Annotated in this window: 9 protein-coding genes; all 9 read right to left on the bottom strand. The window is 65.0% G+C overall.

Features of this window, described 5'->3' with window-relative positions; translation table 11 throughout:
• Nucleotides 1-317: 317 nt before the first annotated feature.
• Entirely contained in the window at nt 318-1,238 is a 921-nt protein-coding gene (locus tag AB7933_RS13160; protein WP_024074682.1) for a bifunctional 5,10-methylenetetrahydrofolate dehydrogenase/5,10-methenyltetrahydrofolate cyclohydrolase, read from the bottom strand.
• 61 nt (nt 1,239-1,299) lie between these two features.
• Nucleotides 1,300-2,979: an APC family permease gene (locus AB7933_RS13165; RefSeq protein WP_024074683.1), complete on the bottom strand. Its 1,680-nt coding sequence runs from the start codon at nt 2,977-2,979 to the stop codon at nt 1,300-1,302.
• 74 nt (nt 2,980-3,053) lie between these two features.
• Nucleotides 3,054-5,363 carry a DUF1989 domain-containing protein gene (locus AB7933_RS13170; protein WP_041161151.1) on the bottom strand — a complete coding sequence of 770 codons (2,310 nt, stop codon included), beginning with the start codon at nt 5,361-5,363 and terminating at the stop codon, nt 3,054-3,056.
• Nucleotides 5,364-5,365: 2 nt separating this feature from the next.
• Nucleotides 5,366-6,733, bottom strand: coding sequence for an NAD(P)-binding domain-containing protein (locus AB7933_RS13175; protein WP_024074685.1), 1,368 nt, complete (start codon nt 6,731-6,733; stop codon nt 5,366-5,368).
• Between the two features lie 20 nt (nt 6,734-6,753).
• Nucleotides 6,754-7,620 (bottom strand): formyltetrahydrofolate deformylase, encoded by an 867-nt coding sequence (purU, locus tag AB7933_RS13180; protein ID WP_024074686.1) that lies wholly within the window; start codon nt 7,618-7,620, stop codon nt 6,754-6,756.
• A 30-nt stretch (nt 7,621-7,650) separates the two neighbouring features.
• On the bottom strand, nt 7,651-8,781 hold the full coding sequence (locus tag AB7933_RS13185; protein WP_024074687.1) for an aminomethyltransferase family protein: 1,131 nt from the start codon (nt 8,779-8,781) through the stop codon (nt 7,651-7,653).
• 27 nt (nt 8,782-8,808) lie between these two features.
• Nucleotides 8,809-9,825 carry a heme-dependent oxidative N-demethylase family protein gene (locus AB7933_RS13190; RefSeq protein ID WP_041160898.1) on the bottom strand — a complete coding sequence of 339 codons (1,017 nt, stop codon included), beginning with the start codon at nt 9,823-9,825 and terminating at the stop codon, nt 8,809-8,811.
• A gap of 11 nt (nt 9,826-9,836) precedes the next feature.
• Entirely contained in the window at nt 9,837-10,766 is a 930-nt protein-coding gene (locus AB7933_RS13195; RefSeq protein WP_024074689.1) for a PDR/VanB family oxidoreductase, read from the bottom strand.
• Nucleotides 10,763-11,209, bottom strand: a complete 447-nt coding sequence (locus AB7933_RS13200) for a dimethylamine monooxygenase subunit DmmA family protein (RefSeq protein ID WP_024074690.1) — start codon at nt 11,207-11,209, stop codon at nt 10,763-10,765. The genes AB7933_RS13195 and AB7933_RS13200 overlap by 4 nt, the downstream gene beginning before the upstream one ends.
• Between the last annotated feature and the right edge of the window lie 177 nt (nt 11,210-11,386).

The following is an 11,386-nucleotide window of genomic DNA, read 5'->3' on the forward strand; positions in this document are numbered from 1 at the left end:
AGCGAGCTTGCTCGCGAAGATCGTTAACGATAACGCGGGCATCCTGGATGACCGCGTTGCCTGGACGTTTTTCGCGAGCAAGCTCGCTCCTACAGGTGCAGCGCCGGCGCTCGGGGCAGGGCTTTGCGCTGCAACTGGCTCGCCACCAGGGTGTTCTTCAGCCTGCGTGCCCATGAGTCGGTGGAAGAAATGGACCTGGCCGCCTAAAACCACTGAGAACCCTGTAGGAGCGAGCTTGCTCGCGAAGATCGTTAACGATAACGCGGGCACCCTGGATGACCGCGTTGCCTGGACGTTTTTCGCGAGCAAGCTCGCTCCTACAGGTACAGCGCCAGCGCTCGGGGCAGGGCTTTGCGCTGCAACTGGCTGGCCACCAGGGTGTTTTTCAGCAGGTAGGCAATCGTCATCGGTCCCACACCGCCCGGCACCGGCGTAATCGCGCTGGCCACGGTGCGGGCGCTGGCATAGTCCACATCCCCCACCAGCCTCGTGCCGGTCTCGGTGGTGATGCGGTTGATCCCGACATCAATGACCACTGCGCCAGGCTTGAGCCAGCTGGCATCGATCAATTGTGGCCGGCCGACGGCGGCGACGACGATGTCGGCCAAACGGCACAACGCTGGGGCATCGACGCTGCGTGAGTGCACCACGCTGACCGAGCAGTGGGCCTGCAATAGCAGGGTCGCCATGGGTTTGCCGACGATGTTCGAGCGGCCGATGACCACCGCGTGCAAGCCGCTCAAGTCGCCGCAGGTTTCGTGCAGCAGGCGCATGCAGCCGCTGGGTGTGCAGGGCGTGAGCACCTCGATGCCTTGCACCAGGCCGCCGACGTTTTCGCGGTGGAAGCCATCCACGTCCTTGATCGGGTCAATCGCGTGGATCACCGCTGCCTCGTCGATATGCGCCGGCAGTGGCAATTGCACCAGGATGCCGTTGACCGACGCATCGGTATTCAACTGGGCAAGCAGGTCCAGCACCTGCGCCTGGCTGGCATCTTCCGGCAGCCGGTATTCCAGGGAGCGAATCCCGGCTTCCTTGGCCCGCAGCAGTTTATTGCGCACGTAGACGTGGCTGGCCGGGTCATCGCCCACCAGCAATACCGCCAGGGCCGGGTAGATCTGCTGCGAGGCAAGCAGCAGGACCTCTTCGCGAACCTCGTCGAGCACCTGGGTGGCGATGGCCTTGCCGTCGATATCGCGGGCAAGCGTGGGGAGAGAGCTGGTCAAAAGCGTCACCATTGTCTGGGGAAATAAGGAGCTGAGGGATAACAATCCCTCAGCCATAGGCAGGCCAGAAGGCTCAGGCTACCAGTTGATGGCAGGCATACACCACCAGCACACCGGCCACCAGCGTGGCATAGGGCAGCCAGCCGGCGCGGCGTTGGCCGTCGTCGGCCTGGATATACAGGTCGGTGAGCATGGCGGCGGGGAAGTGGCCCTTGTCCTGCACATAGTGGCGGTAGCAGAACACCGGCAGGATCAGCAGCGCCAACAGCAAACCGGTGACCAGCGTGCCCGCGCCCCAGATATCCGCGCCCAGGCCCATGCAGGCCAGGTTGACGAAACTCAGCACGCCGCCGGCCGCCAGCAGCACGGTGGGAGCTTTGTACGGGCGTACCCAGTCGGGGCGGTCCAGGCGGTGGATCCAGCCGGCATTGAGGTTGAGGAAGTTGAAGATGATGTAGCTGACGTTGGATGCCGCCAGCACGAACACGTAGTCCGACATCAGCAACAGCAGCAGGTTGAATGACAGGTCGGTCCACATTGCCGCCGTCGGCGCGCCATGCTCGTTGGTGCGCCCCAGGTACTTGGGCAACCAGCCATCCACCGAGGCCTGATACAGGGTGCGCGACGAACCGGACATCGAGGTCATGATCGCCAGCAACGTCGCCAGCACCAGCATGATCAACACGATATTGGCGACCACCTTGCCGCCACCGATGCTGTCGGCCATCACCTGGCCAACCCCCATGCCGCTGTAGATCGCGGGCGAGAGCAGGCCGCTGTACACCGCCGGCGTCACGACTGCGCCACTGGCGTCGAGCACCGCCGGGGTCACCAACTGGCCCAGCCCCAGGCTGCCCTGGAACGCCAGCGGTACCAGGGTGAACACCAGGATGCACAGCAGGCCGGCGTAGAAGATCGCCTTGAACGTGTCGCGCTTGGGGTCCTTGAATTCGCGGGTGTAGCACACCGCCGTTTCAAAACCGTAGGTGGACCACGCCGCCATGAACAGCCCACCGGCCATCAGCGACCAGCCGGAAATATCCCAGGGCCCATCGATGACTTGCCCGGCCGCGTCATGGGCCAGGGGGTAGAGCGGCAGGAAGTTGGCCTGGGCCGCATCCCCGGTGAACAAGGGCACCACGCCCACCAGCAGCAGCGGAATCAACGAGGTGACGCCGAGCACCAGGGTCAGGCGCGCCGAACGCAGGATGCCGCCGTGCTGCACGGCAAACACCGTGAGCAAAATTAACAAACCAATGGCGAACGTCGCGTTGATGCGCAGCGACAGACCGCTCTTGACCCAGCCCAGGTCCAGCAGGGTCAGTTGCCAGGTGTTGATCAACGCATCGGCGGGAAACAGCGCCGTGAGGATATACCCCGCCGCCAGCCCCGAGCCGATGGACAGCACCGGTGACCAGGCCAGCCAGTTGCACCACACCGACACCGGCGCGATCAGCTTGCTGTAGCGCACCCAGGCCACCGCGCCGTACACCGAGGCGCCGCCGGATTTGTGCGGGAACAACCCGGCGATCTCGGCGTAGGTGAAGGCCTGGATAAACCCGAACAGGATCGACACGATCCACACGATCCACGCCGGCTTGCCCACCGTGGCGGCAATCGCACCGATGGAGAACAGCACCAGCGCGGGCACGCCACTGGCGACCCAGAAGGCCCCGCGCCAATCGATCTTGCGGTGCAGGCTGCCCACCGAGCCGGCAGCCTGCGGTACAGCCTCGAACGTCGTCGCTTCCATCTTCGTATTCCCATGTCTGAATAGCGGTTAGGTTGGGGCAGTCAAAATGGGGTGGCACACACGTTTCGGGACGATCAGCTACGTACCCGGCTTTTGTCCGGGTCGTAGAAAATCGCTGCGCTGACCGTGGCGCTGATGCGCTTCTGCAGGCCATCGACTTTGCCAATCTCCAGTTCAGTGCCGGGCTCGGCGCAGCTCACGTCGACCCGGCACAGCGCGATATTGCTGGCCAGCAGCGGTGAGCGGCAGGCACTGGTGATTACCCCGACCTGGGCCCGGCCCTGGTACACCGGGTCGCCATGCCGGGCCGTCTCGTTGCCGCTCAGGTGCAGGCCGACCAGCTTGTGGCTGGGGTGGGCGCTGCGCCGCAACAGGGCATCGCGGCCGATGAAGTCATCGGTCTTGCTCTTGAGCGGTACGCTGAAACCGATGCCCGCCTCGAACGGGTCGGTCTGGTCGCTGAACTCGTAGCCGGCAAAGATCAGCCCGGCTTCGATGCGCAGCAGGTCCAGGGCCTCCAGGCCCAGCGGGACCAGGCCCAAGGGTTGGCCGAGTTGCCAGATGCGGTCCCACACCCGTTCGGCGTCTTCGGGCTGGCACCACACCTCAAAGCCCAGCTCGCCGGTGTAGCCGGTGCGCGAAATCATCAACGGGCAGCCGTCGAAACCGTCCAGCCGGCCGACCAGGAAGCGGAACCAGCCGAGGGTTTCCAGGCTCGGCTGGGTGGGCGGGGTCCAGACCATCTGCTTGAGCAGCTCGCGACTCAGGGGCCCTTGCACCGCCAGGTTGTGGATCTGCTCGCTGGCGGACTTGACCCACACCTTCATGCCCAGTTTCTGTGCCTGCTCGCGCAACCACACGCCGGCATAGTCTTCGCCGCAGATCCAACGGAAGTTGTCCGGGCCCAGACGCAGCAGGGTGCCGTCGTCGAGCATGCCGCCGTGGGCGTGGCACATCGCCGAATACACCACCTGGCCCACCGCCAGGCGCCGCACATCGCGGGTCAGGCAGTACTGCAACAGGGCTTCGGCGTCGGGGCCGATGATTTCGAATTTGCGCAGGGCGGTCAGGTCCATCACCGCCACCCGTTCGCGGCACCCGAGGTATTCCTCGGTGGCGCCGTAACCGTCGTAGCGCAGCGGCAGCCACCAGTTGCGGTAGTCGGTGAAGCTGCCGGTGAGGGCGCTGGTGCGTGAGTGAAACGCGGACTCACGGGTGAGAATCGGGTCGGCATCCGCCGTGGTTCGAGTGCTCATGGCGATGGAAAAACGCTCCTTCTCGCTGTAGATGCGGACATGGATATCGGTCGGGTTCCAGCCATTGGCCGGGTCGATGTCATCCGGGCACGAGGTACTGCCACACAGCAGGTCGGTCATGGCCCGCAGCAGCACGTAGTCACCGGGCCGCGACCAGGGCTCGTCCAGGGTCATCTGCTGGTGCGCATCAATCCCCGTATTGAAGAAAAAGTTGATCGCCGGCCAACCGTTGCGGGCCTGCACGCCATAGGGCGCAAGGACCTGGCTGAGGTTGTCGCTGCAGTTGTCGTGCCCGAAATACCCATGGGTTTCGTAGTAGCGCGCCGCGCAGGCCAGGGCGAATGAATCGTGGCGCCCGACGGTGTCTTGCACCACCTCCAGCATCGGTTGCATGTGGCGGTCGAAAAACTTCGAGAACAGCCCCGGTGCCGGGTAGGCGCTGCCGTTCAGGGTGCGCGTGACGGTCTGGTCCAGCTCCAGCTCCACGCCGCGATCCAGGGCACGGCGGTCGAGGGCGACGAAGTCCGAACACTGGCGGCCGGCCACATCCAGCACCTGCACGTACTGGCCCTTGGCGACGGTGTAGCTGCGGGCCGTGCCCGCGCGCAGGGTGAATTCGTCCAGCACGTCGCCCAACGGCTCGGGCAGGGCCGGTACCAGCAGCGGCGACGGGTTGGCCCGCGTCACCCGCAGGCGCAGTTCGCTGGGCCGGTATTGCCGGTCGACGGCGGTGGCCTCGGCGGGCGCGGCGACGATCACCAGCAGCGCGTCCTGGGCGACAAACTGCCGGCTGTGGCCGGGCGGGCTGTCGGCGTCCCACAGCGAGGCGGCCAGCGGCAATGCCTGGGCGTCGATGCCGCGCCGCTGGAGCGCCAGGCCGATACGCCCTGGCACACTGCACGCCGTTGACCCGCGCAGGCCCCAGCTCGCCAGGGCGCTGCGACCGCCGGCGTCGAGGGCCAGCAGTGCGCAGGGTTGCCGGCCTTCGACGTCGATCACGTGCAGGCCGTCGCCGGGCTGCAAGTCCACCAGGGTCACGCCGCCGGCGGCCACGCGGTAGCGCTCCAGGTTCGGCGCGCGGGCAAACAGCCCGGGCTCTCGGGGATGGGAAATACGCGGTGCATTCATCATCAGCCGACCGACTTGATGGGCGTCGCGGGCGCGCCCAGGTACGCTGCCATCGAATCATCCAGGGCCTGCAACCACTGCGTGTGGTGGGGCGGCGACTGGGTGCCGGTCATCAGCGAGCGGTAGGACTTGTCGCGATAACCCATGATGTTTTCCGCCTTGTCGTGCTTCCAGTGCAGAAAGGTTTCGTTGACTCCGGCGATGTCGAAATCCGGGTAGTCGGTGGCGTCCACCAGGTGCTGGATATAGGCGCCCTGGTATTCGAACATCTGCTGGTTGGTTTCCAGGGTCTGTTCCCGCACGTGCCATTGCTGGCTGTCGGCGACCATCTCGGCCTGGCTGGGCAGTGGGATGCGCCCGAGGATCACATCGCGGGCATACCAGGCCTGGGCATCGAACATGTTGAAGGAGTACCACTGGTCCTGCATGCCGAGGTAGATCAGGCGGGGGTTGGGTTCCCAGAACACACCCTTGTAGAGGTTCATCGGCCACAGGCGGTTGTCGGTCTTGAGGCTCAGTTCATCGGGCAGGAATGGGAAGTGGTGCTTGTAGCCGGTGCACAGGATCACCGCGTCGATGTGCTTGCTGCTGCCGTCGGCAAAGTACGCGCGGTTGTTTTCCAGGCGCTGGAGCAGTGGTTTTTCTTCCCAGTTGTCCGGCCAGGCATAGCCCATGGGGGCGGTGCGGTAGCAACTGGTGATGCTGCGCGCGCCGTATTTGTAGCATTGCGAGCCGATATCCTCGGCCGAATAGCTGCTGCCGACAATCAGCAGGTCCTTGTCCTTGAACTCCAGGGCCTCGCGAAAATCATGGGCATGCAGGATGCGCCCGGCGAATTGCTCAAAGCCTTCGAAGTACGGCACCTTGGGCGTGGAGAAGTGGCCGCAGGCGTTGATCACGTAGTCGAATGCTTCGCAGGTCAAGGTGTCGGTGTTGTAGTCGTGGGCATACAGGCTGAAGCGCTGGGTCTGTTCGTCGAAGGTGACTTGGCGCACCACGTGGTTGAAGCGGATGTAGTCGCGTACCCCGGCTTTCTCCACCCGGCCCTTGATGTAGTCCCACAGCACCTCGCGCGGCGGGTAGGACGCGATGGGCCGGCCGAAATGTTCTTCAAAGGTGTAGTCGGCAAATTCCAGGCATTCCTTGGGGCCGTTGGACCACAGGTAGCGGTACATGCTGCCGTGCACCGGCTCGCCGTTCTCGTCGAGGCCGGTGCGCCAGGTGTAGTTCCACATGCCGCCCCAGTCCTGCTGTTTCTCGAAGCACACCAATTCGGGGATGGCGGCACCTTTGTCGCGGGCCGACTGGAACGCGCGAAGTTGCGCCAGGCCACACGGGCCGGCGCCGATGATTGCAACACGTAGGGTCATGAGCGTGCCTCCTGAAGGGTTCAGCGAAAGATCACTGTCTTGTCCTGGTTGATGAACACCCGGTGTTCCAGGTGGTATTTCAGGGCCTTGGAAAGGGCCACGGTTTCGGTGTCGCGGCCGATGGCGACCAGCGAGTCGGGCAAGTGGGTATGGTCGACGCGCTGGATTTCCTGCTCGATGATCGGGCCCTCATCCAGGTCGCTGGTGACGTAGTGGGCGGTGGCGCCGATCAGCTTGACGCCACGGTCATAGGCCTGGTGGTAGGGCTTGGCGCCCTTGAACCCTGGGAGGAACGAGTGATGGATATTGATCGCCCGCCCCGACAGGTGCTGGCACAGGCCGTCGGACAGGATCTGCATGTAGCGCGCGAGCACCACCAGGTCGGTCTGGGTGTCTTCGATGATGCGCATCAGCTCGGCTTCCTGGCTGGCCTTGGTGTCCTGGGTGATCGGCAGGTAGATGAAGCGGATGCCTTCGCGCTCGGCCATCGCCCGCAGGTCCAGGTGGTTGGAGACCACGGCGGTGATGTGCATGTCCATCTCGCCCTTGCGGTGGCGGTAGAGCAGGTCGGTGAGGCAGTGGTCGAATTTGCTGACCATCAGCAGTACGCGGGTCGGTTGGCGTGAGCTGAACAACTGCCAGTGCATATCGAACCCGCCGGCCAGGTCGCCCAGGCCTTCGCGCAGGGCGCCGATATCGCCGCTGACGCCGGTGTTGAAGCGGAACACCGCGCGCATGAAGAACTGCCCGGTGAACTCGTCGTCGAACTGCGCCAGCTCGCTGATGTAGCACTGCTGCCGGGCCAGGCAGGCGCTGATCGCGGCGACGATCCCGGACGCCGCCGGGCAGGTGATCTTGAGGATGTAATGTTCGCGGGAGGCGTCCATCGAAGGCTCCTGAATACAGTGAAGGAAGGCTCAGCCCTTGGCCGTGCGCTTGGTTTTTTGCGGGTCATCGAAGGGCAGGGCGTGGGTGCTGGCGCTGGCCTCAAGGCTGCCGCGCACCTGCACGGCAATACCGGGTTCGGAACAGGCGACGCTCATGCGCGCGATGGCCATCGAGCGTTTGCTCAGGCGCGAATACATGCCGCAGGTGATCACGCCGACTTGCCGGTTGCCCTGCCACAAGGTGTCGCCGGCCTCGGCGGCACGCACGCCCTCAAGCAGCACGCCGGTGATCTTGAAACGCTCCTGGCCGCGCAGGCGCAGGTGTTCTTCGGCGCCCCGGAACGCGCTTTTGCCCGGCGAAACGGTGAAGTCCAGGCCCATTTCCCAGAGGGTGTCGCCGGCCTTCTGGTCGGCGAAGGGGTACATCTGCGAGTTGTCGTAGGGGAAGAACATCAGCGAGCTTTCCACCCGCAGCCAGTCCAGGGCGGTGAAGGCGCAGGGGATGATCCCCAGGCCGGCGCCCTGTTCGAGGATGCTGTCCCACAGGAACGGCGCGTCGGCGGCCTTGCAGAAAATCTCGTAGCCGCGCTCACCGGTGTAGCCGGTGCGGGAGATCATCACCGGGCGCTCGAACAGGCGGGTTTGCAGGTGGTGGAAGTACGCCAGTTGGCGGATGCCGGGCACGTGTTCGGCGAGGAAGTCCACCGCCAGCGGGCCTTGCAGCGACAGGTCGTGCAGGTCGTCATCGAACAGCACCGCCACTTGCCGGCCCAGGGCCGAGCGCACCAGCATTTCATGCCCGCTGCCGGCGCCATGCACCACCATGAACGCATTGGGCCCGGTGCGGTAGACGATGCAGTCATCGACGAATTTGCCGTCCTCGTCGAGCATCGAGGCGTACACCGATTTGCCGGGGTAGAGCTTGGCGATGTCGCGGGTGGTCGCCCACTGCAACAGGCTCTCGGCGTGGGGCCCCACGTAATGGACTTTTTTCAGCCCCGACACGTCCATCAGGCCGGCGCGGGTGCGGATCGCTTCGTGGTGGTCGGCCAGTGCACTGCTGTAGGTCCAGGCGGTGCCCATGCCGTTCCAGTCTTCAAGGTTCGAGCCAAGGGCGCGGTGCCGTTCGGCCAATGCAGAGATACGCCAGGAGTGGGTCATGTGATGCTCCTTGTCGGGAAAATGAGGTCACGCGAGTGGATCAAACTGGCTCAGCCACTCGACCAGCGTGCGGCGGTAGCGGGTCATGCCCTTGTAGTCGGCGATGGGGTCGGGCAGGTCGCGCAGCACGCGGTGCAGGCGACAGCCCCAGCCGGGTTGCGTGACCAGCTCGTCCAGGCTGATCAGGTAGGTACGGATGCTGAACATCACCGCGTGGCTGCGCGGCAGGCGCGCCATCACTTGCAGCTCGACCCGCAGGTGCACCTGCTGCCCGACGTTCTGCGCGGTGATCTGGCCGCGATCGGCGCCCCATTGATGGAACGTCTCGGGGGATGAATCCAGGCGCGGGTTGATGGTCAGGGTCCAGTTCAAGCGTCGCACGGGCTGGCCGACCTGCAGGTTGAGCAGGTACTTCAGCGCGCGGTCGAACACGCCCATCTGATGGGCCATGGGCACCGGTGCGTGCCATTGCTTGAAACTCATGCCGGCATCGAACGCCAGCGACCAGTCGGCCGGGCTGGTGACCAGGCCGGCGTCCATGTACAGGTCGCCGTCGCGCTGGTCGAGCAGGGCGAAATCCCCCTGCACCTGGCGGCCGATGTACTCCAGCGGTGCGCAGGGCAGGCTGGTGGCGTCGCCGAAGATGAAGGGCTGGTCGATGTCCAGCAGGTGGTTGCGCCAATGCCAGTGCTCGCCGTCTTGCGTCAGGCTGAACCACTGCGGGTAGTCGGCGGCCAGGTGCTGCATGAGCATCTGCAACGCATCCCAGGCCGCCACTTGCATGTGCGGCATCACCAGGTAGCGGCGCGGGTCCTGGTCCAGCACCAGGGCGCGTTCGGCCATTTCCGAGCGGTAGTGCTCGTCGATGTCGAAGGCGTGCTCATAGATCGAGCCGGGGTCGCGGGAGGTGGCCGGTTCGATATTCACCGAGTACAGGTAGCTGTCCTCGATGAAGGGAAAGGGGAAGCGCCGGATCGCCGCCGGGCTGTTGCGAAAGCTGAAATCGTCGCGATAGCTCAACACGGGGCTCGATTGCAGGGGCATGTCACTCACTCCTAGAGGTCCAGCGAAACGCAGGGGCCGTGGCCGCGCGAGACGCAGGGCATCAGAAATTCGGCCTGCTCGGCCGGGCTGAGGAAACTGTCACGGTGTTCGATGGCGCCGCCGTTGTGCCGGGTAATGCACTGGCCGCAGACCCCGCCACGGCACAGGTTGGGCACCTGTAGTCCTGCGTGCTCCAGGGCTTCGAGCAGGCTTTGCTCTGCCTCGACCCGCAGGCGCCGGCCGCTGCGCAGCAGGTGCAGGTCGAACGGCTGGCCCGGCTGGGCACCCTTGAAGGCTTCGGAATGCACGCGCTTGGGCGACCAACCGAGGCGGGTGGCCTCAAGCTCGACCGCGTCGAGCAGAGACTGCGGGCCACAGCTGTAGACGTGGCTGCCCAGTGGCCGGTTGGCGAGGATCCGGTTCAGGTCCGGGCGCCGTTCGTAGCTGTGCAGGCGCGGGCCGAGGCGTTGTTGCAACTCGTCGAGATAGGCGTCGCTGAGGCCCGGGCGGAACAGGTAATGCAGTTCGAAGTCGGCCTGCTGCTGTTCCAGCGCGGCGATATAGGCCATGAACGGCGTGATACCGATCCCGGCAGCGATGAGGATATGCCGGCGCGCGGTGCCGTGGGGCGCGAACAGATTGGCCGGCGGCGAGAGCTGCAAGGTGTCGCCGACCCGCACCTGCCGATGCAGGTACTGCGAGCCGCCACGCGAAGCGTCTTGCAGGCGCACGGCGATGCGGTAGTGGTGCAGGTGCGCCGGGTCGCTGGTCAGCGAATAGGCGTTGCGCACCGTGCCGTCGGCCAGCGGCAGATGCACTTGCACATGGCTGCCGGGCGAGAAGCCGGGCAGGGTACCGTCGCAGGCGGTCAGGGTGAGTTCGCGCACCACCGGCGTGAGCATTCTTGCGGCGCTGACCTGAACCTTGAGGGCCGCGCTCATGGCTGGAACCCTGCATAGGGCTGGTCGGGGTTGTGGCACACGCCGAGGTAAGCCCCCAGGCGCCGAGAGAAATGCGTACGCACTTCAAGCCCGACGTGGCAGCCGATGCAGTTCAATGAGGGCGCTGGCCCGGCAGCCTGGGTCAGGCCACAGTGGGCGCAATACACCTGGCGTAGGCCGGGCGTGGCGCAGGTCATGCTGATCTCGTCGTCTTCCAGGCCAGCGGCGCGGGCTTGCGCATGGATACGCCAGACAAAGGCTTCATCTCCCAGCAGGTAAAGCCGGCACCCCACGGTGGCGCTGCTCAATGCCTGTTGCAAGCGGCGCGCGAAGTCGGGTTGTTCGCCGTTCAGCAGTACCGGCTGGTCCAGCGTGGCGACCACCTCCGTGCAGGCGGTCGCCGATTGCATCACCACGATGGGGCGGCTGAGGGTGTGCGTCATGCGGGCTCCTCCAAGGTGCGTTTTGTTTCCTGTTGGGAGAGATACTTTCCTATGGGGAAAATCTTCTCAATCTGGAAAAAGGGCTATGCCTTTGGAGATAAGCCTTGCCCCAAGGGCGTTCGGGGCATGGAAGTTGCTGGGCTTGAGGTCACGCCGAGCAACGGGACGGGGAGTTAT

Source organism: Pseudomonas gorinensis, assembly GCF_042015035.1.
Classification (GTDB): Bacteria; Pseudomonadota; Gammaproteobacteria; order Pseudomonadales; family Pseudomonadaceae; genus Aquipseudomonas; species Aquipseudomonas gorinensis.